The sequence below is a fragment of the Streptomyces sp. NPDC041970 genome, from assembly GCF_055588985.1.
The window spans coordinates 21,243-43,626 of sequence record NZ_JBVJCD010000014.1 but is presented as its reverse complement, the minus strand read 5'-3'; the positions used below and the strand labels follow the sequence as shown (position 1 = coordinate 43,626).

20 protein-coding genes and 1 riboswitch are annotated in these 22,384 nt (G+C 73.3%); of the genes, 11 read left to right on the top strand and 9 right to left on the bottom strand.

Going from position 1 to position 22,384, the window contains the following annotated elements:
- Positions 1-124 precede the first annotated feature (124 nt).
- On the bottom strand, positions 125-895 hold the full coding sequence (locus ACZ6EJ_RS10435) for an enhanced serine sensitivity protein SseB (RefSeq protein WP_469266051.1): 771 nt from the start codon (positions 893-895) through the stop codon (positions 125-127).
- A 62-nt stretch (positions 896-957) separates the two neighbouring features.
- Complete coding sequence (locus tag ACZ6EJ_RS10430; protein WP_469266049.1) at positions 958-1,656, bottom strand: AAA family ATPase; 699 nt, start codon at positions 1,654-1,656, stop codon at positions 958-960.
- Positions 1,657-1,818: 162 nt separating this feature from the next.
- Positions 1,819-1,915: riboswitch (glycine riboswitch) on the top strand.
- Positions 1,916-2,077: 162 nt separating this feature from the next.
- Here ACZ6EJ_RS10430 and gcvT point away from each other — a divergent pair.
- The 5 genes from gcvT to ACZ6EJ_RS10405 all read left to right on the top strand — a co-directional run bounded on the left by gcvT (position 2,078) and on the right by ACZ6EJ_RS10405 (position 7,771).
- Positions 2,078-3,202 carry a glycine cleavage system aminomethyltransferase GcvT gene (gene gcvT / locus ACZ6EJ_RS10425; RefSeq protein ID WP_469266048.1) on the top strand — a complete coding sequence of 375 codons (1,125 nt, stop codon included), beginning with the start codon at positions 2,078-2,080 and terminating at the stop codon, positions 3,200-3,202.
- Positions 3,203-3,312: 110 nt separating this feature from the next.
- Complete coding sequence (gcvH, locus tag ACZ6EJ_RS10420) at positions 3,313-3,690, top strand: glycine cleavage system protein GcvH (RefSeq protein WP_006127740.1); 378 nt, start codon at positions 3,313-3,315, stop codon at positions 3,688-3,690.
- A gap of 19 nt (positions 3,691-3,709) precedes the next feature.
- On the top strand, positions 3,710-4,969 hold the full coding sequence (gene glyA, locus ACZ6EJ_RS10415) for a serine hydroxymethyltransferase (RefSeq protein WP_469266046.1): 1,260 nt from the start codon (positions 3,710-3,712) through the stop codon (positions 4,967-4,969).
- A 193-nt stretch (positions 4,970-5,162) separates the two neighbouring features.
- Positions 5,163-6,548 carry an L-serine ammonia-lyase gene (locus ACZ6EJ_RS10410; protein WP_469266045.1) on the top strand — a complete coding sequence of 462 codons (1,386 nt, stop codon included), beginning with the start codon at positions 5,163-5,165 and terminating at the stop codon, positions 6,546-6,548.
- Between the two features lie 377 nt (positions 6,549-6,925).
- Positions 6,926-7,771, top strand: a complete 846-nt coding sequence (locus ACZ6EJ_RS10405) for a helix-turn-helix domain-containing protein (protein WP_469266043.1) — start codon at positions 6,926-6,928, stop codon at positions 7,769-7,771.
- Between the two features lie 15 nt (positions 7,772-7,786).
- Here ACZ6EJ_RS10405 and ACZ6EJ_RS10400 read toward each other — a convergent pair whose 3' ends face one another.
- Complete coding sequence (locus tag ACZ6EJ_RS10400; protein ID WP_469266041.1) at positions 7,787-8,626, bottom strand: SAM-dependent methyltransferase; 840 nt, start codon at positions 8,624-8,626, stop codon at positions 7,787-7,789.
- Between the two features lie 200 nt (positions 8,627-8,826).
- Positions 8,827-9,051 (bottom strand): DUF397 domain-containing protein, encoded by a 225-nt coding sequence (locus ACZ6EJ_RS10395; protein ID WP_469266039.1) that lies wholly within the window; start codon positions 9,049-9,051, stop codon positions 8,827-8,829.
- Between the two features lie 532 nt (positions 9,052-9,583).
- Here ACZ6EJ_RS10395 and ACZ6EJ_RS10390 point away from each other — a divergent pair.
- Positions 9,584-9,832 (top strand): hypothetical protein, encoded by a 249-nt coding sequence (locus ACZ6EJ_RS10390; protein WP_469266037.1) that lies wholly within the window; start codon positions 9,584-9,586, stop codon positions 9,830-9,832.
- 152 nt (positions 9,833-9,984) lie between these two features.
- A complete protein-coding gene (locus tag ACZ6EJ_RS10385) occupies positions 9,985-10,242 on the top strand; it encodes a helix-turn-helix domain-containing protein (RefSeq protein ID WP_469266035.1) in 258 nt (85 codons plus the stop codon).
- Positions 10,243-10,473: 231 nt separating this feature from the next.
- Here the strand turns inward: ACZ6EJ_RS10385 and ACZ6EJ_RS10380 are convergent, their stop codons facing one another.
- Complete coding sequence (locus ACZ6EJ_RS10380) at positions 10,474-10,659, bottom strand: hypothetical protein (protein WP_469266033.1); 186 nt, start codon at positions 10,657-10,659, stop codon at positions 10,474-10,476.
- Here ACZ6EJ_RS10380 and ACZ6EJ_RS10375 point away from each other — a divergent pair.
- The 3 genes from ACZ6EJ_RS10375 to ACZ6EJ_RS10365 all read left to right on the top strand — a co-directional run bounded on the left by ACZ6EJ_RS10375 (position 10,652) and on the right by ACZ6EJ_RS10365 (position 13,441).
- Positions 10,652-11,506 (top strand): DUF6973 domain-containing protein, encoded by an 855-nt coding sequence (locus ACZ6EJ_RS10375; protein ID WP_469266032.1) that lies wholly within the window; start codon positions 10,652-10,654, stop codon positions 11,504-11,506. The two genes, ACZ6EJ_RS10380 and ACZ6EJ_RS10375, sit on opposite strands and share 8 nt — an antisense overlap.
- On the top strand, positions 11,503-11,946 hold the full coding sequence (locus tag ACZ6EJ_RS10370) for a hypothetical protein (RefSeq protein ID WP_469266030.1): 444 nt from the start codon (positions 11,503-11,505) through the stop codon (positions 11,944-11,946). Before ACZ6EJ_RS10375 ends, ACZ6EJ_RS10370 begins: the two co-directional genes overlap by 4 nt.
- Before the next feature lie 232 nt (positions 11,947-12,178).
- A complete protein-coding gene (locus ACZ6EJ_RS10365) occupies positions 12,179-13,441 on the top strand; it encodes an arginine deiminase (protein WP_469266028.1) in 1,263 nt (420 codons plus the stop codon).
- Positions 13,442-13,468: 27 nt separating this feature from the next.
- Here the strand turns inward: ACZ6EJ_RS10365 and ACZ6EJ_RS10360 are convergent, their stop codons facing one another.
- The 4 genes from ACZ6EJ_RS10360 to ACZ6EJ_RS10345 all read right to left on the bottom strand — a co-directional run bounded on the left by ACZ6EJ_RS10360 (position 13,469) and on the right by ACZ6EJ_RS10345 (position 20,523).
- Positions 13,469-15,616 carry an ATP-binding protein gene (locus ACZ6EJ_RS10360; RefSeq protein WP_469266026.1) on the bottom strand — a complete coding sequence of 716 codons (2,148 nt, stop codon included), beginning with the start codon at positions 15,614-15,616 and terminating at the stop codon, positions 13,469-13,471.
- Positions 15,613-16,317, bottom strand: coding sequence for a Pvc16 family protein (locus ACZ6EJ_RS10355; protein ID WP_469266024.1), 705 nt, complete (start codon positions 16,315-16,317; stop codon positions 15,613-15,615). The genes ACZ6EJ_RS10360 and ACZ6EJ_RS10355 overlap by 4 nt, the downstream gene beginning before the upstream one ends.
- Positions 16,314-19,586: a hypothetical protein gene (locus ACZ6EJ_RS10350; RefSeq protein WP_469266022.1), complete on the bottom strand. Its 3,273-nt coding sequence runs from the start codon at positions 19,584-19,586 to the stop codon at positions 16,314-16,316. Before ACZ6EJ_RS10350 ends, ACZ6EJ_RS10355 begins: the two co-directional genes overlap by 4 nt.
- 214 nt (positions 19,587-19,800) lie before the next feature.
- A complete protein-coding gene (locus ACZ6EJ_RS10345) occupies positions 19,801-20,523 on the bottom strand; it encodes a helix-turn-helix transcriptional regulator (protein WP_469266021.1) in 723 nt (240 codons plus the stop codon).
- 219 nt (positions 20,524-20,742) lie between these two features.
- Here ACZ6EJ_RS10345 and ACZ6EJ_RS10340 point away from each other — a divergent pair, with 219 nt between their 5' ends.
- The gene (locus ACZ6EJ_RS10340) at positions 20,743-22,089 is read left to right on the top strand and encodes a COG1470 family protein (RefSeq protein ID WP_469266019.1); all 1,347 of its coding nucleotides are present in this window, start codon (positions 20,743-20,745) and stop codon (positions 22,087-22,089) included.
- Positions 22,090-22,384 lie beyond the last annotated feature (295 nt).

Below are 22,384 nucleotides of genomic sequence, written 5' to 3'. Positions count from 1 at the left end.
GGGTCCCGCCCCTCGTCGATCCGTCGGATTCGCGCCACCGCTCCCCGGCGCACGGGAGCGGCCTCGCCGACGACCAGCTTATGCGCCGCCTCTGACACCGGCGTCCCGCCGGGGCCCGGCACGGTCAGCGGCCCTCGCGCCGGTAGAACGGCCGGACCTTCTCCCGCATCCAGTCGCCGACGAGGTCGTCGGCCAGGTCGAGGAGGACGAGGTTGACCGGCCAGGGCGCCGGCATCCGGCCGAGCGCCCGGCCCAGGGCGTCCATGGGGAGGTGCTGCCCGGCGCCGTCCCAGGCGGTGAACTCGACGCCGACGAAGAGGACGGGGTCGCCGCCCTCGATGCTGGCCAGCGTCCGGCGGGCGGCGCCCACGACGCCGATGGCCTCGAACTCCTCGGAGACGACGGCGAGGAAGTCCAGGGGGTCCTGCTGCCAGTCCGGCTCGAACAGCCGGACCCGGCCGCCGCCGGCGGCGCCCTCCAGGGCGGTGCGCCCGGCCCGGCACAGCTCGGCGACGGCGGGCGGCGGCAGCGGCATCCCCACCGCGCCGCCCGGATTCACGGCGATGCCGAGCTGCGGGGGCAGCCCCCGCGCGAAGTCGCGGGCGGGCGCGACGGCGAAGGACATGTGGCTGCCGACGCAGCTCAGGAACTGGCCCTCGGAGCTGAAGACGGGGACGTAGGCCGCGCCGTCGATCTCCATCATCGGCACGTCGAGGTCGGCGCTGGTGGGGCCGCCGCCGCCCGGCAGCGGCACCCACACGGAGCTGCGGCCGAGCACTTCGACGAGTCGGCCGCCCGCTTCGGGGACGCCGAGCGAGGCGCTCAGCACCTCTTCGAGCTCGTTGGCGGGCCACCCCTGCGGGGGGTGCGCCTGGGCGGGTGCCGGAATGTCCACTGCCTCTGTGCCCTCTCTTCACCGTCTCGGCCCACTGGCGGCCTCGCTCCGTGGCCAGCACCCTAACCGGCGCGGGCCGCGCGGGCCCCGGTGTCCGGGAAGGAGATCCGGCGGAGCGCGCCCGCGGCCTCGCGGTCGAGGAGCACCGCCGAGGCGCAGCCGGGCGGCAGCAGGCCCTGTTCGGTGGCGCGGATCAGCCGGGCCACCGCCTGCCGGTGGCGGGCGAAGGCGTAGCCGGAGACGCCGCGGCCGCGCTCGCGCTGCCCCTGGCGGGCCACCTCGGGGGCCACGTCGAGCAGGACCAGGTGGAGGGCGCGGCCCCGGCGCGCGGCGTGCCGGGCGAGCCGGCGGCGCACCCAGGCCTGGGTGCCGCAGTCGTGCACGACGACGGATTCGCCGGAGCGCACCGCCTTCCAGAGGCCGAGGTAGTGGGCGGCGCGGGCCAGGGGGCGGTAGAGGGCGTAGGGGAGTAAGCGGGGCAGGGCGGCGGCCCAGCGGTCGCGGGTGTTCTGGGAGTCGATGGCGCGGCCCGTGACCGTGCGCCGGATCAGGGTGGACTTCCCGCTGCCGGGGAGGCCGGAGACCACCACGATGTCGCCGGCGGCGAAGTCGAGGCTGCGCGGCGCCGGCCCGGTGAGCCCGCGCAGATCGCGTACCACCGGCGCACGGGCCGTCGGCAGCTCCTGCGCGGGTGCGCCGGACTGTGCGGGCACCGCGCCGTGCGCGACCCCCGCGATCGGCACCGACCGCTGCGATGTCATCGCCCATCCCCCTGCCGTCGGGACACCCACGTCTGCCCCTGAGTGTAAAGAAAAGGTAATACGGCACAACCGGCCGCGCCGCCGCCGCCCGCGCGGGGACCGCACGCCCCACTCTCTCCCGGCCCGTGCGATGATGAGGCCGCCAACTGCATACCGGCCGTTCGAATCCGCGCGGGAGAGTTCCGGCCCCAGGTGGGCCGGGCGCCGAAGGAGCAAGATCCTCCCTTGAATCTCTCAGGCCCCGTACCGCGTGGATGAGGCAGATCTGAAAAGCGAGCCGCCCGGCGGCTCCACCCAAGGTGCAAGCCGCGCCCCGCGAGATGGGGCATACCCCGCCAGGGGCGTCCGGCGAACCTCTCAGGTTCCGATGACAGATGGGGAGGGTCCGTCCCTGCCGTCGTCATGTCCTGGAGCCGTACCCATGAGTCCTGCCCCCCGCCGCACAGCCCTCGACGCGCTGCACCGCTCGCTCGGCGCCACCATGACCGACTTCGCGGGCTGGGACATGCCCCTGCGGTACGCCAGCGAGCGCGAGGAGCACCAGGCCGTGCGCACCCGCGCCGGCCTCTTCGACCTGTCCCACATGGGCGAGATCTCCGTCACCGGGCCCGAGGCCACGGCCTTCCTGGACTTCGCGCTGGTGGGGAACATCTCCACCGTCGGCGACGGCCGGGCCCGGTACACGATGATCGTCCAGGAGGACGGCGGCATCCTGGACGACCTGATCGTCTACCGGCTGGACGAGTCCGGCGCCCCCGCCTTCATGGTCGTCGCCAACGCGGGCAACGCGGGGATCGTGCTGGACGCGCTCACCGCCCGCGCCGAGGGCTTCGACGCCGAGGTGCGCGACGACCGCGACGCGTACGCGCTGCTCGCCGTGCAGGGCCCGGCGTCCCCCGCCGTCATGAAGGCCGTCACCGACGCCGACCTGGACGGGCTGAAGTACTACGCGGGCCTGCCGGGCGACGTCGCCGGGGTCCCGGCGCTGATCGCCCGTACCGGCTACACCGGCGAGGACGGCTTCGAGCTGTTCGTCGCCCCCGAGCACGCCGAGCGGCTCTGGCGGGCGCTGACCGAGGCCGGCTCCGCGCACGGGCTGGTCCCCTGCGGGCTCTCCTGCCGCGACACGCTGCGCCTGGAGGCGGGGATGCCGCTGTACGGGCACGAGCTGACGACCGCGCTGACCCCCTTCGACGCCGGTCTGGGCCGGGTCGTGAAGTTCGAGAAGGACGGCGACTTCGTGGGGCGCGAGGCGCTGGCGGCCGCCGCCGAGCGCGCCGAGACCGCGCCGCCGCGCAGGCTGGTGGGGCTGGTCGCGCAGGGCCGCCGGGTGCCGCGCGCGGGCTTCCCCGTGGTCGTGGACGGCAAGGTGGTCGGCGAGGTCACCTCCGGCGCCCCCTCCCCGACCCTGGGCAAGCCGATCGCCATGGCGTACGTGGACGCGGCCCACGCGGAGCCGGGGGCCGAGGGCGTGGGCGTGGACATCCGCGGCACGCACGAGCCGTACGACGTCGTCGCGCTGCCGTTCTACAAGCGCCGGAAGTGACGCTCCGGGACGATCGGGACGTCCCCGGCGCCGGGACGCGACCCGCCCGCGTCTCACACCGCAAGACCACCGTCCATCAGCACTCCCCCGCGTACAGGAGAATTCAGGTCATGAGCAACCCCCAGCAGCTTCGGTACAGCAAGGAGCACGAGTGGCTGTCGGCCGTCGAGGACGGCGTGGCGACCATCGGCATCACGGAGTACGCGGCCAACGCCCTCGGCGACGTCGTCTACGCCCAGCTCCCGGAGGTCGGTGACACGGTGACCGCGGGCGAGACCTGCGGCGAGCTGGAGTCGACCAAGTCGGTCAGCGACCTGTACTCGCCGGTGACCGGTGAGGTCACGGCGGCCAACCAGGACGTCGTGGACGACCCCTCGCTGGTGAACTCCGCTCCCTTCGAGGGCGGCTGGCTGTTCAAGGTGCGCGTCGCGGAGGAGCCGGCCGACCTGCTCTCCGCCGACGAGTACACCGCGTTCTCCGGCAACTGAGACCTTAAGGGACCCCCTGATGTCGCTTCTGAACTCCTCCCTCCACGAGCTGGACCCCGACGTCGCCGCCGCCGTCGACGCCGAGCTCCACCGCCAGCAGTCCACCCTCGAGATGATCGCCTCGGAGAACTTCGCCCCGGTCGCGGTCATGGAGGCGCAGGGCTCCGTCCTCACCAACAAGTACGCCGAGGGCTACCCCGGCCGCCGCTACTACGGCGGCTGCGAGCACGTCGACGTGGTCGAGCAGATCGCGATCGACCGGATCAAGGCCCTGTTCGGCGCGGAGGCCGCGAACGTCCAGCCGCACTCCGGCGCCCAGGCGAACGCCGCCGCGATGTTCGCGCTGCTGAAGCCGGGCGACACGATCATGGGCCTGAACCTGGCCCACGGCGGCCACCTGACCCACGGCATGAAGATCAACTTCTCCGGCAAGCTCTACAACGTGGTCCCCTACCACGTCGACGAGACCGGCGTCGTTGACATGGAGGAGGTCGAGCGCCTCGCCAAGGAGTCCCAGCCGAAGCTGATCGTGGCCGGCTGGTCCGCCTACCCGCGCCAACTCGACTTCGCCGCCTTCCGCCGCATCGCGGACGAGGTCGGCGCGTACCTGATGGTCGACATGGCGCACTTCGCGGGCCTCGTCGCGGCCGGCCTGCACCCCAACCCGGTGCCGCACGCCCATGTCGTCACCACCACCACGCACAAGACCCTCGGCGGTCCGCGCGGCGGCGTCATCCTCTCCACCCAGGAGCTGGCCAAGAAGATCAACTCCGCGGTCTTCCCCGGTCAGCAGGGCGGCCCGCTGGAGCACGTGATCGCGGCCAAGGCGGTCTCGTTCAAGATCGCGGCGGGCGAGGAGTTCAAGGAACGCCAGCAGCGCACCCTGGACGGCGCCCGCATCCTCGCCGAGCGCCTGGTCCAGCCGGACGTCACCGAGGTCGGCGTCTCCGTCCTGACCGGCGGCACCGACGTCCACCTGGTCCTGGTCGACCTGCGCGACTCGGAGCTGGACGGCCAGCAGGCCGAGGACCGGCTCCACGAGCTGGGCATCACGGTCAACCGCAACGCCGTCCCGAACGACCCGCGCCCCCCGATGGTCACCTCGGGCCTGCGGATCGGCACCCCGGCGCTGGCCACCCGCGGCTTCGGCGCGGAGGACTTCACCGAGGTCGCGGAGATCATCGCCGCCGCCCTCAAGCCGTCCTACGACGCCGAGGGCCTGAAGGCCCGCGTGGCGGCGCTGGCCGAGAAGTTCCCGCTGTACCCCGGCCTGAAGTAGCACCTGGCCTGCGGTTCCGCACGTTCGGGCGGGGCACCGCGCACACTGGGGAGTGAGCGCGGTGCCCCGATCCGTGTCCCCCCGCTCCACCCTCGCCCGGCGGGCCACCACCCCGGCCCGCCCGGCGCCACCCGGCCCGTTCCCGCACCACCCAGGCAGACAACGGCGTCTTCCAACCCCAAGGAGTACTCCCGTGGCCATCTCGGTCTTCGACCTGTTCTCGATCGGCATCGGCCCGTCCAGCTCCCACACGGTGGGCCCGATGCGCGCCGCCCGGATGTTCGCGCGCCGCCTGAAGAACGAGGGCCTGCTCGCGCACACCGCCTCGATCCGGGCCGAGCTGTACGGTTCGCTCGGCGCGACCGGCCACGGGCACGGCACGCCCAAGGCGGTCCTGCTCGGCCTTGAGGGCGAGTCGCCCCGGACCGTGGACGTGGAGTCGGCCGACGCCCGCGTCGAGGCGATCCGCACCGGCGGCCGGATCAACCTGCTGGGGATGCACGAGATCCCCTTCGACGCCGACGAGCAGCTCGTCCTGCACCGCCGCAAGGCGCTCCCGTACCACGCCAACGGCATGACGATCCTCGCGTACGACGCCGAGGGCGCCCCGCTCCTGGAGAAGACGTACTACTCGGTCGGCGGCGGCTTCGTGGTGGACGAGGACGCGGTGGCCGGGGAGAACCCGATCGTGCCGGACGACACGGTCCTCAAGCACCCCTTCCGCACCGGCGACGAACTGCTGCGGCTCTCGCGGGAGACCGGGCTCTCCATCTCCTCGCTGATGCTGGAGAACGAGCTTTCCTGGCGCACCGAGGCGGAGATCCGCGCGGGGCTGCTGGACATCTGGCGGGTCATGCAGGCCTGCGTCGCACGCGGGATGGCCCGCGAGGGCATCCTCCCCGGTGGCCTGAAGGTCCGCCGCCGCGCCGCGAACTCGGCCCGCCAACTGCGCGCCGAGGGCGACCCGCAGGCCCACGCGATGGAGTGGATCACGCTCTACGCGATGGCGGTCAACGAGGAGAACGCGGCGGGCGGGCGGGTCGTCACCGCCCCGACGAACGGCGCGGCGGGCATCATCCCCGCCGTGCTGCACTACTACATGAACTTCGCGGCGGGCGGCTGCACCGAGGCCGAGAAGGAGGACAGCGTGGTCCGCTTCCTCCTCGCGGCCGGTGCGATCGGCATGTTGTTCAAGGAGAACGCCTCGATCTCCGGCGCCGAGGTCGGCTGCCAGGGCGAGGTCGGCTCCGCCTGCTCCATGGCCGCGGGAGCCCTCGCCGAGGTCCTCGGCGGCTCCCCCGAGCAGGTGGAGAACGCCGCCGAGATCGGCATGGAGCACAACCTGGGCCTGACCTGCGACCCGGTCGGCGGCCTCGTGCAGATCCCCTGCATCGAGCGCAACGGCATGGCCGCGGTGAAGGCGGTCACCGCGGCGCGGATGGCGCTGCGGGGCGACGGCAGCCACAAGGTCTCCCTCGACAAGGTCATCAAGACGATGAAGGAGACGGGCGCGGACATGTCCGTCAAGTACAAGGAGACGGCCCGCGGCGGGCTCGCGGTGAACATCATCGAGTGCTGAACGGCCGGACCCGGCACGTCTCCGCCACCGTCCAGTTCGCTGCCCACGCGACGAGAAGTCGGGCGTTCCGGTCGAAACGGCCCCCGCCCCGTGCAGTTGCGCGATCTCGCCCGGCCGCTTCGGGGAGCCCGTGACCCGCGCATGAGCCGGGCGACGGGTGGGCCGTATACGGCCGTCGGCCTCCTCGGTCAACCCACTGAACCGAACAAATGGACACGATTGAGTCGGTTATCCGATTTACTGTGCACCCGTTGTGGAGGTGCTGCACGATGGGTGATCTCGTCCAACTCAACGAGGCAGCAGTGGTGTTCATCCGAGGAGACCAAGTGGGAGCCCAACCGCAGGCTCGACGGCAGGTTCGACAACTCCACAAGGCCGTGCCCAAGGCACAGCACATGGTCGTCGGCCGTGAACTGCGGCGGCTCCGCGAGGCGGCGAAGTTGTCCCAGAGAGAGGCGGCCGACCTGCTGGGCGTCGCGAACTACACCGTCAGCCGCAACGAGACGGGGGAGACGCCCTGCAGGCCCGAGTTCGTGCGCAAGGCCCTGCGGATCTACCGGGCGACCCCCGAGGAGGAGGCGCACCTCTGGGAGGTCCTGGACATCGCCCACCGGCGCCGCTGGTGGCAGGAGTCGGAGTGGCGGGGGGTGGCCAAGCAGAAGCTGCACACCCTGGTGACGTTGGAGGAGGTCGCCCAACGCATCCGGGTGTACGACCGCGACCGCGTGCCCGGAATGCTCCAGACCCCCGAGTACGCCCGCGCCGTGATCCGGGTCGGGATGCCGGGAGCGCCCGAGGAGGAGATCGAGAAGCGGGTGCTGTTCCGGCTGGAGCGTCAGACCCGCTTTCGCCGGTCCCGGTCGGCCCGCTACCTCTGCCTCCTCGACGAGGTGAGCCTCGTCCGGGGCTTCGGGTCCAAGGAGACCATGCGGGGCCAGCTCGACCACCTGGTCGAGCTGGCCGACGACCCGCTCTTCAGCCTGCACATCGTGGAGCTGTCGGGCTTCAACATGCCGATCGGCATCGGGCAGACCATGTTGTTCGACTTCGAGGAGCAGCAGCTCCCCACGGTCCTCTTCGAGGAGCGTGACGAGGGCGGTCTCGTCTGCCAGGAGGCGGACGAGGTGGACCACCGGATCAAGAGCTTCGATCGCCTCCTGAAGGTCAGCCTGACGAAGAGGCGATCGAAGCAGCGACTCCTCGACCTGCTCGCGAAGCAGTAGCGCGCGAGGGGCCGCTCACCGCTTCATGGCGACGCCCACGTAGAGGGACGCGTCGGCATCCGTCACCAGGCTGGGCCCGCCGGCCGGCTCCGGTCGCCAGCGGTGGGCGACGACGAGGCCGGGGTCGACCAGTTCCAGACGGTCGAAGAAGCGCAGCACCTCGGCGTGGGAACGCACCTGCGCCGGGGTGCCCCGCTGGGTGTAGAGATCGACGATGGCCTGCCAGGACTCCGGGGCGAAGTCACCGGTGCAGTGGGACAGGCTCAGGTACGAGCCCGGCGCCAGCTCGGCGAGGAGCCGTTCGACGACCCCGTACGCGTCCTGCTCGTCGGGGACGAAGTGCAGCAGCGCGTGGAGCGTCAGGGCCACGGGCTCGTCGAACGAGACGCAGCCGTCCTCCTTGACCGCCTCGACGACCGCCTCGGGGTCGGTGACGCTGGCCTCCAGGTAGCTCGTCTCGCCCTCGGGTGAGCTGGTGAGGAGCGAATCGGCGTAGGCGAGGACGATCGGGTCGGTGTCGACGTACGCCACCTTGCACCGCGGGTCCACCGCCTGCACCACCTCGTGGAGGTTGGGGGCGGTCGGGATGCCGGTGCCGATGTCCAGGAACTGGCGGACGCCGCGCTCCGCCGCGAGGAAGCGAACGGCCCTGTGCATGAAGGCGCGGTTGACGCGGGCCGCCGTCACGACGGCGGGGTACTGCTGGATCACGGCCTCGGCGGCTTCGCGGTCGACCGCGTAGTTGGTCTTGCCGCCCAGGTAGTAGTCGTACATGCGGGCGCTGTGTGGCCGGTCCTGGCCTAAGTCGGGCGCCCCCTCGTCCGGGAGTCCGGCCGTCCTGCCGACGCCATCCACGTGGGCGTCCACCTCTCTGTCGTCGCGCTACGGAACACGTGTGGCCTTCAACCGGCCGACGGAAGCGTGCAGTTGCACACCTCACATGATGACCTGTCAGTACCGGGGAGTTCTAGGGCCGCCGTGCCTCTTTGATGTGATCTTGTCTTGTGAGGCCACCTCGCAAGCGCGAGGTGGCCGAATCACGACCTCAGTGCCGGTCAGCGGGCCAGACGGTCGCCCGTCAGCGCGGAGACGAAGGCCGCCATGGTCCGCCGGTCCACCGAGACCACGGGCCCGTGGAGGTCCTTGGAGTCCCGGAGGGCCACCAGCTCGCCTAACTCGGCCAGCTCGACGCAGTCGCCGTTGTGACTGCTGTAGGAACTCTTCTTCCACGCGTACGTCGGGTCGTCGCGTCCGACTCGCACGGTGCGGGGCTGCACCATCACGTCACCTCCGTGGTTTGCACTTCCCGGTAACAGACGTGCAATTGCACGTCTGCGATCGGTAGGAGTATCACCGCTCGTCGCCACGGTTATGCCCCGGCGCACAAGCGATTCGAAATTCAAGGAGGGGGCGGCTGCTGCAAGTGCACGTGATCACCGATTTCTTTCCCCGCCGCCGCGTCGGCCCGGCAAGCGGCCCGGCGCGGCCCCGGCAGGGGTGGGGAGGAGGTGCACCGCACGCGTGGCCGCCCTGGCACCAGGGGCTCTGACCTGCACCGATGCCGGCGTCTCCGGGTTCGCTGGGCAGCAGGGAGCGCGGGACGTCCTCACCGACTCCCGCGTACGGAGAACGACGGCGCCCCTCACGCACGGCGGCGCGCGTCAGCGGATGCTTTTCCACCGAAAGGGGGGTTGTCCTGCGCACTACTGTCTGAGCGAACTGATCATCCGATGAGCCGCAGGACCCCGGCCGCACAGTTTCGAGGCCGTAGCGCCAGGGCCCTGCGTCCACTCCGACCAAAGGAGTACGTCCATGACGCCCTCTTCTGACCGTACGGGCGGCAAACGCGACGCGCGCGCCCGTGCGGGAGAGGCTAGCAGCCGCCTCCGGAACGCCGTCCGCTCGATCCGCCTGGGCGATCACGTGGTTCCGGTCGCGCAGACGCTCGGCGCGGTCCTGTCGTTGCAGGGGCCGCCCGCGACACCGCTCGAACGCGTCACGGCGGTGCTCAGCCTGATCGCCCACGGCCACCAGCTCTACCGGGCGGTCAAGGACGGCTGACGAAGCCCCGGCGGCCTCCCCGGCACGGGGCGACCGCCGGTCCCCGCCTCCGCGAGACGCGGCGAATCCCCCGTCCGGGTGCGCGCGTTCGGCCTGTCACGGCGCTGCGCACCCGCCCAGTCGAACCCCTACTGCGGATCAAGGCCACCCACATGGACCACGACGAAGGTCTCACGACTCCCCGATGGCACATAGGGCAGATCATGGAGCGCGTCCTCCAGTTGGCGCACAGGGCTCCGCATGACGTCGCCGCCAGTGCCGGCATGTCGACCCGTGATCTCAGCCGATACCTCGCCGGGGCGGAGCTGCCCAGCCGCCTCGCACTCGAACGGTTCGCCCGCGCCTGCGGCGCCGACCCCACGATCCTTCTCATGGTCCGCGAAGACCAGCGCAGGCGTACGCGCGTCTGACCACCCGGCCACCCACGGGGAGGGACCGGCGCCCGGCGCGCCGAGGGGGCGGCCGGGACCGCCGGAGAGTCCTTCGCGGAAGCCCGCGAGCGTGACGCGGAGCGCTCGGCGGTCGCGGGTGCGCCACAGGGTGATCAGGCACCAGGTGGCGAGGTTGAGGGGGGCGAGGGGTCGGGGCGCCCAGCGGCGGAGGGTCACGCCGGCCACGGGGTCGCCGATGCGCGGTTGCACCTACGCGAGTCGCGGGTCGCGGCGGAGTTCGGCGGCGAGCCGGGCGAGGGTGTCGGGCGCGGGCAGGTGCGCGTCGTCGTCGAAGAAGAAGAGATGCTCCCCGAGGTCGAGGAGACCGAGGACTCCGGCCGGGGCCGACGCGATCGCCCAGCTCCCGGACGCCGCGAACAGCACCCTGGTGGGCACCAGCCCCGACGGCGCCACCCAGACGCTGATCGACCTGCCCGCGGCGGCGGCCTCCCCGGCCGAGCTGAGCGAGACCGGCCTGGTGATCTACCCCAACACCCAGCGGGACGCCGACACCGTCGCCGTGCGCACCAGCACCAGCGCGGTCGAGGTCTTCCACCTGCTGCGCAGCCCGAACGCGCCGCAGTCGTTCACCTACCGGGCCGCCGTCCAGCCCGGCCACGAGATCACCGCGGTCAGCGAGAACACCCTGATGATCTCCGACCCGGCGGGTGACGCGACCGCGTTCATCTCCGCCCCGCTGGCCATGGACGCCAAGGGCGAGACCGTGCCGGTCTCCCTGCGGGTCGAGGGCCACGACATCATCGTCTCCCTCGCCCCCGCGCCGGGCCGGACCATCGCGTTCCCGGTCCTGCTCGATCCGGGCGCCGGCTACGGCAACCTGACCCCCGCGGAACGGCGTTACTGCGCGACCAACCCGCACGACTGCAACAAGGCCCGCAAGGACGCCGACAAGGCGTTCGACGAGGCCGCCAAGCGCTACTCCCAGAAGTCCCTGTACCAGGGCACCGGCGACGCGTTCCGCCACTGCTACTGGAACGCCCGCATGGAGATCAACATCGACCACGACACCGCCTACGAAGTGGCGACCCGCCACGAGTCGGAGTCCCGCGGCGTCGACAAGGAGATGGATCTCCGCAACAACAAGATCGGCCGTAAGATCGGCCGGGACTACCGCGGCAAGAGCAAGTCGAACCACCGGGCCCGCGACAAGTGCATCAGCTACGTCACGAAGGGCAAGCTGTGGATCATCAAGAGCAAGAAGCTCCTGAGGAGCAACGCGTGATCCGTCTCCTGACCCGGCGTATCGCCCCCGCGCTGCTGGTGCTCCAGATCTCCTACGCGGTCCTGCTCCAGGTCGCCTTCCTGGTGCTCGGGCCCGACACCGCAGCGATCGACCACACCGATCCGGCCGGCTTCGACCCGCTGGGCGCCGCCCTGACGGTGCTCGCGCTGGTGCTGCTGACCGGCGGCGCGGCCCTGCTCGGCCTGGAGCGCGTACGGGCGAGGGCGCCGCGTGCGCTGACGGTGGCCTGGCTGGCCCTGCTGGGCCTCGTGCAGACGGTGTTCGCCGTGGCGGCCCTGGTCGGCGTCGGCAGCGCGACGGGCCTGGCGCTGCCGGCCGCCCTGCTGGTCGCGGCGGCCTGCGCCGCGATCGCCGCCGCCTGCGCGCTGGCCCTGCGGAGCACGGGCTCCGCAGCGGTCCGGCTGAACACGGCCGGCTGAGGGCGACGAGCCGGCATCATCCACGAAGGCGGCCCCCCGCAGACCGCGGGGGGCCGCCTTCGGCGTGTCCACCGCCGCCCGCCGTGCGGGCGGTCGGCCTGACACGGCCGACGCAGCAGTGCTGATATCGCCCGATGACTGGATATAACGATGGATGGCTCCTCGGCCGGGCCGGTGCCGTCCGCGACGGCCGTCGGCTCCGCGGTCGCCGTCACCGAGCGAAAGGCCCACCGTGACCAGCACCCCACCCGTCCCCGCACCGGCCCTCGGCGTCCACTCCGAGGTGGGGCGGCTGCGGAGGGTCCTGGTGTGCGCCCCCGGCATGGCGCACCGCCGGTTGACCCCCACCAACTCCGACGACCTGCTGTTCGACGACGTGATGTGGGTGGAGAACGCCCAGCGCGACCACGCCGACTTCGTCGCCGAGCTGACCGCGCGGGGCGTGGAGGTCGTCGAGCTGCACGAGCTGCTCGCCGCCACCATGGCGATCCCCGAGGCCCGGTCCTGGCTGCTCGATCGGAAGATCGACGCGAACGAGGTGGGCCTCGGCCTGGTCGACGACGTCCGCGCCTTCCTGGACACCCTGACGCCGCGTCGGCTCGCCGAGCACCTGATCGGCGGGCTGGCCGTCGCCGACCTGCCGGACGCGTTCCGTTCGCCGTACGTCGGCCTGGTCCGCGAGGGCACGGGGGCCGGGGAGTACCTGATGCCGCCGCTGCCCAACACCCTGTACACCCGCGACACGACCTGCTGGCTCTACGGCGGGGTCACGCTGAACCCGCTGTACTGGCCCGCCCGGCACGACGAGACCCTGCTGATGAAGGCCGTCTACACCTTCCACCCGGACTTCCGGGGCAGCACGGTCTGGTGGGGGGACCCGGAGCGGGACTGGGGCCGGGCCACGTTCGAGGGCGGGGACGTCATGCCCGTCGGGAACGGCGTCGTCCTCATGGGCATGAGCGAGCGGACCTCCCGCCAGGCGATCACCCAGGTCGCGGCCGCGCTGTTCGCGCAGGGGGCGGCCGAGCACGTGATCGTCGCCGGGCTGCCGAAACTGCGCTCGGCGATGCACCTGGACACGGTGTTCACCTTCGCGGACCGCGACATCGTCACGCTGTACCCGCGCATCATGGACGCCGTCCACACGTTCTCGCTGCGGCCGTCCGACCGGGCGCCCGGCATCGAGGTCACCGACGAGGGCGCGACCCCCTTCACCGAGGTGGTGGCCCGCGGCCTGGGCCTGGCCCAGTTGCGGGTGATCGAGACGGGCGGCGACGTGTACGCCTCGGAGCGCCAGCAGTGGGACAGCGGCAACAACGCGGTCGCCCTGGAGCCGGGCGTGGTCTTCACCTACGACCGCAACACCCAGACCAACGCGCTGCTGCGGCGGGCCGGGGTGGAGGTCATCACCATCGTCGGGGCGGAGCTGGGCCGGGGGCGGGGCGGCGGCCACTGCATGACCTGCCCGCTGATCCGGGACGCGGTGGCCTTCTGACCCCCGGCGCGCGCCGCCGTCCGCGCGCTACCGCCCGCCGCGCGCCCGCCCCTTCCCCAGCCACGGCCCGAACTCGCTCTCCAGCACCAGCCGGCCGAGCTTGCGGTACTCCTGGAGCACCGCCGTGACGAGCTGCTCCATGCCCAGCGGGGTCCCCGACTCGGCGGCGAGGTAGGCGGCGGTCACCGCGCAGGCCCGGATCGAGCCGCCCGCCAGCTCGAAGCGGTCCGCGCAGAACTCCAGGTCGAGCGTGTCGTCGCGCGGGATCGCCGGGCCCAGGCAGCGGTCCCACAGGGCCAGGCGCTGGTGGGCGTCGGGCATCGGGAACTCCGCGATCACGTCCAGGCGGCGGGTGAACGCCTCGTCGAGGTTGGCCCGCAGGTTGGTGGTGAGCACGGCGATCCCGTCGAAGGACTCCATGCGCTGGAGGAGGTAGGCCGACTCCACGTTGGCGTGCTTGTCGTGGGCGTCCTTGACCTGGGACCGCTTGCCGAAGATGGCGTCCGCCTCGTCGAACAGCAGGATGCCGTTGACGTCGGACGCCTCGACGAAGATGCGCTCCAGGTTCTTCTCGGTCTCCCCGATGTACTTGTCCACGACCGTGGACAGGTCGACCACGTACAGCTCCATGCCCAGTTCGGCGGCGACCACCTCGGCGGACATGGTCTTGCCGGTGCCGGACTCCCCGGCGAACAGGGCGATGACGCCCCGCCCCCGGCCTCCGCCGGGACGCATCCGCCACTGGCCGAGGACCTGTTCGCGGTGGCGGGCGCGCAGGGCCAGCTCGGTGAGCTGGGTGCGGGTCGCCGGGGGCAGCACCAGGTCGTCCCAGCCGACCGCGGGCTCGATGCGGCGGGCCAGCCGCTCCAGCCCCGCGCCGTTCTGGGCGCGGACCGCCGTGCGCACGTCCTCCGGGGCCACCGGCCGCTGCCCGAGGACGGCCAGCCGGGTCGCGACGGTCGCCGCCCGGCGCAGTTGGTCGGAGTCGAGCCGGTAGGAGGCGGTCGCCTCGATGAGCCGGTCGTCGGGCGGCAGGTGGTCGGCGGGCAGGCCCACCGACCGGCCCGCCTCGCTCAGCGCCCGCCGCCACTGCCGCGCCGCCCCGGCGGGGCCGGGGGGCGGGACGGCGACGGGGAGGGGGCTCTCCGCGGTCCACAGCGGGTCCCAGTTCTTCCTGCCGTACGCGATCAGGGGCGTGCCGGCGACCGCCGCGCAGAGGGCGGCGAGCGTACGGCCGCCCTCGGGGCGCTCGGGGGCGAGCGCTTCGAGCGGTCCGAGGACGACGCCGCCGCGGCTGAGGCGGGCCTCGGTCGCCAGGGTCCGTACCAGCGCGGCCGGTTCGGTCGCGGCGGCCAGCGCCGCGATGTCGACGACGAGGGGCCGCCGCCCGGTGAGGCGCAGCGCCTCGACCGCGAGGGCGCGCGGGTCGCCGCCCCGGTCGAGCAGGTGCACCAGGCCGCTGCCGGTCTCCAGGGCCGCCGCGATCCGCAGGGCCTGCGGCCGCTCGTCCGGGTCGTCCGGCGCTTCGGCGGCCCGGACGAGTGCGCCGAGCCGCCCGTCGATCTCGTCGCCGCCGAGCAGGTGGGCGGTGACCCGGTCGGGCACCCGCAGGATGCGGGAGAGCAGGGGGCGTTCGGGCTCGGCGATCTCCAGCAGCCCGCCCGCGACGAGCGGGGCGGCCGGGGAGAACCGGAAGCGGCCGGGGCCGGCGGCGGGCAGCCCGCAGAGTTCCAGCGCGAGGCCGATGGTGGGGCGGCGGCGGGTGAGGTCGTCGTTGAGGTACCCGTACAGGCGCTCGAACCGGGCGTCGAGGTCGGGGGCCATCGCGACCAGCAGGAGCTCGACGTCCAACGGCGGGAGGGCGAACCGCTCGGCCAGCCGGTCGAGGCGGCCTCCGGCGGGGGCGGGCGGCTCGGGCCCGTCGTCGTACGCCGGTACGGGGGCGAACGCGTCGCGGGAGGCGAGGATGCGTTCGGCCGCCTCCGGGGTGAGGTACTGGCCCCGGTAGGGGTCGTCGGCGTCCGGGTCGGCGGCGCGGCGCGCGGCGACGGCCTCCCGGACCCGCCGTTCGACACGCGCCATCCGCTCGAAGAGGGCGTCGAGGCCCGCCGGGCCGTCGTCGGGGAGGGGCCCGGCGTCGCGGGCCGGGGCGTTCGCGCTGGGGGCGACGGTCATCGGGGGCCGCTCCCCCGCTTGCGCCGACCGGGCGGCAACTGGCGTTCGCGCGGGGCGGCGAAGCCCTGCGCGCCGGGGTCGGACGCCTCCTCGTAGCGCAGTCGGCGGCCGGGGTCGTCGCCGGCGCCGTCCAGGTGCGGGGCGGCCTTCATCACGAGCCCTTCGGTGACGGGCGGGCCGGCGGCGGCCCGCTCGCCGGCCAGCGGTGCGAGGACGCGCAGGTCGATGGCGGCCTTCAGCTCGCCGCCGAGCGCGGACCAGACGTCCGAGGCTGACGGCCCGTCGTTGGCCGGGCCGGCCGCGGTGAGCCCCACGGTCAGCCCCAGCTCGGCGAGGCTGCCGGTGAGCGTGCGGGCGGGCAGCACGTCCGAGCGGACGAGGGCGCGCAGCACCTCGGAGAGGAGGCGGTGCTCGTCCTGGGGCCGGTTGGTCCAGGCGGTGACCAGGTAGGTCAGCTCGAACCAGCGCGGCGGGGTGCGCCAGCCGGTGATCCGGCCGCTCTCGTCGTGCACCTCGGCCGTGCCGGAGCGCCGCCTGCCCGCGTCCTCGCGGATGCCGTGCAGGAAGACGCTGATGGTGGGGGCGTTGCGGCGGGCGGACCAGTCCTTGGTGGGGGCGTCGAAGACCAGGTCGACGCCGCTGTCCTCCAGTCCGGCCTCGACCAGCAGGAGCCGCAGCCCCTCGTCGACTTCGTGGATCATCGGCGCATCACCTCGTCCGGCGGGACGATGGTGCCGAGGACCACCAGGAACGGCGTCTTCACCGGGGAGAAGCCGGGGCCCCTCGCGGTGATGGTGCGCGGTCCGGTCTGGTCCTTGGCCAGGATGAGGAGCTGGGCGATGAACGTTCCGTCGCCCAGCGGGCGGGTCGGCGGCGCGGTGGCGGTGATGCCCGGGTTCCAGCTCAGGGCGACGGGCGCGCCGGGCGGGAAGTCCTTGCCGCGGACGGAGGTGACGAACCCCGGTTTGCCGATGGCGGGCACCGCGACGATGCGGGGCTGGAGGATGCGCAGCGGGATGCGGGAGACGTTGTCCCGGCTGTTGGCGTCGGTGCCCGTCGTGGTCAGCGTGGCGGTGACGCTCGTCCGCAGCGCCCGGTCGGGCGAGAGGACGACCCGCAGGACCGTGGACGCGCCGGGCGCGAGATCGGGCAGGGCGCAGGCGCCGGCCGAGCAGCCGGCGGGGAGCGGTCCGGCGGGGATGCGGGCGGGCAGGCCGAGCCGGAGCCGCAGACCGGTGGCGAGGGCGTTGCGGCCGTTGCGGACGGTGTACGTCACCACGACCTTGCCGCCGACGTAGCCGGGGCTGGGCTGGGCCCGCACGGTGACGGCGGGTCCGGCCGCGGGCGGGGGCGGCAGCGGGGCCGGGGGCCGGGGCGCGGGCGGGCGCGGGGCCGGAGGCGGAGGCGGGGCGGGCGAGGTGGTCGGCGGCGCCGGGGTCGGGGTGGTGGGCTCGGGCGTCGGGGTGGGGCTCGGCGTGGGCGTGGGGCTCGGCGGCGGGACGTCCCGGACGGGGACGGTCGTCGCGGTGGCGTTGTCCGTGGGGTTGGGGTCCAGCACCGCTCCGGTGACCGACCAGCCGAGGGGCTGGTCCCCCGCCGTCACGCCAGTCAGTCGGGCCGTGACGGAGACGGAGGCGCCGGGCGGCAGGGTGCCGAGGTCGCACTGGGGGGCGCCGGGGGCGCAGCTCCCGGCGCCGGTGGTCAGCTCCTCCAGCCGTACGCCGGGCGGGGCGTCGGCGGTGAGCAGGGTGCCGGGCGACGGCGAGGGGCCCCGGTTGGTGACGGTGACCGTCACCTCGGTGGAGGAGCCGACCTCCACCTCGGGTCCGGTGGACGGGGCGGTCAGCTTCAGGTCGACCGACTGCTGGTAGGCGGGCTCCTTCTGGCGTCCGGCGTGGCCGTCGATCAGGGGGGTCAGCTCGCCGGAGGCCAGGTCGAGGACGGAGAGCCGTTCGAGCGAGGTGCCAGCGGCGGTGCGGCGCGAGCTCAGGACGAGCCGGCCGCCGTCCGGCGACCAGGCGACGTCGCGCGGCTGGTAGGGGCCGGTCCGGGTGATGTCGGGGATCTCCTGGTCGCAGCCGTCGGGGTTGTCCCGCTGGATGGAGGGCAGCACGACCCGGCAGCCGCCGCCGCGCAGCGGCTTGACGAGGACGCCGGTGCGCTCCTCGGTCGTGCCACCGTCCTCCTTGCGGTTGAAGGCGACCTTCGTGCCGTCCGGGGAGAACGCGGGGCTGTCGTCGACGACCTCGCACGCGCCGGGGCAGATCGTGGTGCTGAGGTCGTACTGCCGGTCGAGGGCGCCGATCGGCGCCACCCAGATGTGCTTGTTGTCACCGGTGCCGTTGATGACCTGTTCGCGGGTGAAGGCGAGGTGGACGCCGTCGGAGGACCAGGCCGGCTGGGCGTCGCCGTCCGCCTGCCCGCCCCCGGGCGGCCGGATCTCGTCGAGGATCGCGCCCGAGGCGAGGTCGGCGATGAGGATCCGGCTCGTCCGGGCCGGCACGCCCGGCGTGGCGCCGGGCGAGCTCCGGGTGAACGCGATCCTGGTCCCGTCCGGCGAGAGGGCCGGGTCGGTGTCCCAGTCGGCCGGGCCGCGCCCGGCGAGCGGGAGCGCCTCGGGGTTCGAGCCGTCGGCGTCGACCGTCCAGATCCGTTCGACCCGCCGACCGTCGATGTTCTCGAACCGGGTGACGACGATGCGGAGGCCGTCCGGGGTGTAGGTCTGCCGCTCGGTCCACGGGTCGTGACCCTCCGACGGGTCGAAAAGGTAGTCGCGCGTCGAGTCGGTGCGGGCCTTCGGGTCCTCCGTGAGGATGGTGAGGCCCAGGTCGCGGGGGTCGGAACCGTCCTGCCGGACGTCCTGGAGCGTGACGACGGACGCGGCCTGCACGTCGCCGTCCGGGGAGGGGGTGATCCGGGGGACGACGACGGTCGCGTCGGGGGCGTACCAGGTGGGCGGCCCCACCGCGCGGTCCTCCTTGACCAGTTGTTCCGGCCTCTCGTCCACGAACGCGGTGACCCGGTAGACGTGGTCGAACTTCTCGCAACTGCAGTCCTGGTAGTAGGGGCTGAGGAAGACCAGGTCCTCGCCGTCGGGCAGCCAGGAGGGCGAGCGGGTGCCCCACTTCTGCTCCTGCACGACGCCGGCCAGCAGTTCCCGGTCGGTCCCGATGCCCTGGGTGGCCCGCAGACGGCCGGCGTTCTGGGCGTTCGGGTCGGATGTGACGGTGAGGGTGTACGCGACGAGGTCCCGGCGGGCGTCGTCGTCGACCGGGTTCCAGGAGGGCTCGGTGGCGTCGCCGATCGGCCCGTCGCCCTTCGGCCCGTCGCTGATCCGGGTCTGCGGGCCGCCTGCGACGGCCCGCGTGTAGATCTGCCGTCCGAGGATCGGGTCGCCGTCGGCGGAGTACGCGATCCGCCGGCCGTCCGGGGAGTAGGTCGGGGACTCCTCGTTGGCGAGGGTGTAGGTCAGGCGGCTCAGGCCCGAGCCGTCGACGCCCACCGACCACAGCTCGCGCTGGACCGTTCCGCCGGGTCCGCGTTCGGCCGAGTCGAAGACGACCGTCCGGCGGTCCGGGGAGAGTTCCGGGTGGGCGGCGTCCCGGTCGGTGGTGAGCCGGCGCACCGCCCCGTCCGCGTCGCGCACGTACACCTGGGGGCGGGCGCTGTCGCGCAGGCTGGTGAAGACCAGGAGGTCGCCGCGGGCGGAGGGGTCCTGGTCGTAGTGGGCGGGGCCGTCGGCGAACAGCGCGTCGGTGGTGTCCGCGCCGTTGGCCCGGCCCAGGCTGCGGTGTTCGGTGCCGGCGAAGGCGACGCGCCCGGCCGGCAGCGGCTCGGCCTCCGCGGCCAGCGCCGTGGCGCCCGGCGGGGCCGCGGCGGAACCGACCGCCAGCAGCGGGACCAGCAGCAGCACCGCTCCGATGAGTCGGCCCAGCCTGGAATGTCCTGCCGGGCCAGCAGTGCCGGTCACGGCCCACCTCACAATTCGTCTCACAGTTCGTCGACAACGCTCCACCGACCAGCATCACCCCGCGCGGGGGCCGGGAACAGGCCGCGAGTACCCCCGGTGGGGGAAGGGACCGCTGCCCTTTGCGGCAACCGCCCCCGCCGCCCGGTCCCCCGCCCGCCGCGACCGTCGTACGCGGCCGCGCCGGGACCGGCCCCGACCCCGGCATGAGGCGGGGTCAGATCAGCCCGTGCCGCATCGCGTAGCCCACCGCGTGGGCGCGGTTGCGCAGGTCGAGGCGGGTCGCCACCTCGTGCAGCACGTTCTTGACGGTGCGTTCGGAGTACGAGGTCTTCTGGGCGATCTCCGCGGTGTCGTACCCCTCCGACACCAGGCGGATCATCTCCGCCTCCCGCGCCGTGAGGGTGGAGAGGGTGAGCCCGCGGGGGTCCAGGACCGTGCGCTGGAGCGAGCTGACGTGGTCGAGGAGCTTGCCGAGCAGGTCGCCCGGCAGGACGCCCTCCCCGTTGGCCATCGCCTTGACCAGGTGGACGAGCCGGTCCTGGTCGGCCTCCCCGCGCCGGAGCACGGCGGCGACGCCGCACTCGATCATCGTCTGGAGCGCGCCCGACTCGAAGTACCCGACCACGAGGCCGGTGCGGGTGGAGGTGTTGCGCTGGAGGCGGTGCAGGAGCTGCACGGTGGGCTCGTCCACCATGTCCACCACCACCAGGGAGACCTGGGCGTCGTCCGCCTCGTCCTCCGGCAGCAGTTCTATCTCCGGGCGCACCCGCAGCTGGTGGGTCATGCCGGTCTGCAGGATCAGGTCCTCCGCGTACACCGCCACGGAGACCCGCTCCCCGGAAGCGCCGCCCGAGGCCACCGCCGCCCGGCGCCGCGGCGCGTCGGCCCTGCGGTACTGGCCGCCCACGGCCACGCCGTTCCTGCTTCCTGTGGTCATCGTCATCGTTCCCTGCCCGTTCTTCCGTAGTGCTGGTGCCCGGTGTGCCTGGTGTCGTCCGTGTCGTCCGTGTCGTCCGCCGGTCCCCGGGCAGGGGGCGCGCGCTCGGCGGGGGGGCGCGAGGGCACCTCGGCGACGGGCCCGCGGGGCAGCACCCGTGCCCGTTCGTTGCCCTCGCGTCTCTGCTGCCGGGCGGGGCGCGCGGCCTACCGTCGCACCGTGACCACAACTGCCGAACTCGAAGGCCCCTCGGTGACGGTGTCGCCGGGCGCCACCGCGACCACCACCCTGACCGTGCGCAACGACGGCGACATCGTCGAGGCGTACACGCTGGAGGTGGTCGGCGACTGCGCCGCGTGGAGCACCGTCGAGCCGGCACGCGTGTCGCTGTATCCGGGCACCTCCGAGACGGTGGTCCTCACCTTCGCCCCGCCCCGCTCCCACGAGGTCCGGGCGGGCGAGATCCCGCTGGCCGTGCGCGTACTGCCCGCGGAGCGCCCCGAGTCGGCGGTGGTGCCCGAGGGCACGGTGACCGTCGAGCCCTTCCACGAGTTGCGCGCGGACCTGGAACCGCGCCGCCGCCGGGGATGGCGCGGCGCCCGCTACCGGGCCGCGGTGCAGAACAAGGGGAACACCGCGGTCGAGGTCGCCCTCGCCGGCAGGCAGGACGGGGAGGAGCTGCGGCTGGCCTTCGCCCCGGAGACGCACCGCCTGGAGCCCGGCGAGTCGGCGGAGACCGCGCTGCGGGTGCGCGCCCAGAAGCTGATCTGGTTCGGTGAACCGGTCGCCTGGCCGTTCGAGGTCGAGGCGACCGAGGTCGGGGAGGCCGAGGCGCGCCCGGACGAGCCCGTCGCCCGACCCGAGCCGCTGGCCGGGGAGTTCGCCCAGGTCCCGATCCTGCCCAAGTGGCTGCTGATCGTGTTGGCCGTGCTGATCGCCCTGGTGGTCGCCTGGTTCGCGCTGGTCCGCCCGGCCATGAAGAGCACGGCGGACCAGGCGGTGGCCGAGGCCGCGCAGGAGGAGACCGCACGCGCCGAGGAGCAGGGCGCGGTCGCGCCGGGCGCCGGGGGCGAACCGGCGGGCGGTCAGGGGACCGGCCCGGACGGTCAGGGCGCGACCGCGGGCGCCGGCACGGGCGGCTCCGGACCGGCCGGCGCCGGACCGGGCGGCGGCACGGGCGGGAGCACCGGCGTCGGGGGCGGCGGTCAGCAGACCTCCGAGACCATCGTCGTGAAGACGGACGCCGGGAGCCAGAACGCGAAGAACTACCGGGTCCCGGCCGGGAAGGTGTTCAACGTGACCGACATCGTGGTGGCGAACTTCCAGGGCGACGAGGGGGTGCTGACGATCTCGTTCGGGCAGCGCACGATCACCACCATCGCTCTGGAGACCTTCCGCAACCAGGACTACCACTGGGTCACTCCCATTCAGGTTCCCGAGAACACCACCGTCAACGCGTCCGTCACCTGCGCCAAGCCGGGCACGCCGGCGACCGGCACGCAGGCCGCCGGTTGCCATCAGCTCCTCAATGTCAGCGGTGTGCTGAGCGATCTTCCGCGGCCGTAAGGGCTTTTCCGCACCCTGCCGGGTGAGAGGACAGCAAAATAACGCCCGTAAGGAAACGCGGCGTGCCGGAAGATGGCGGATTCGCCCTCCCGGCCACGCCGAGGGTCCGCACGCCCTGCGGGCTCCCCGGGCGCCGGCAGTGCGGGCAGAATATCCGCTTCCGCCGAGCCCTCTCACGAACGGGCCTGATCAGGACGGGTACTGGCGGTCCCACGGATCGCCGCGGCCGACCCCTCCGGGGGCGGCCGCACCGGCTCCGCCCGTAGGGAATCGTCCGATTCGCCCCGTCACCCCG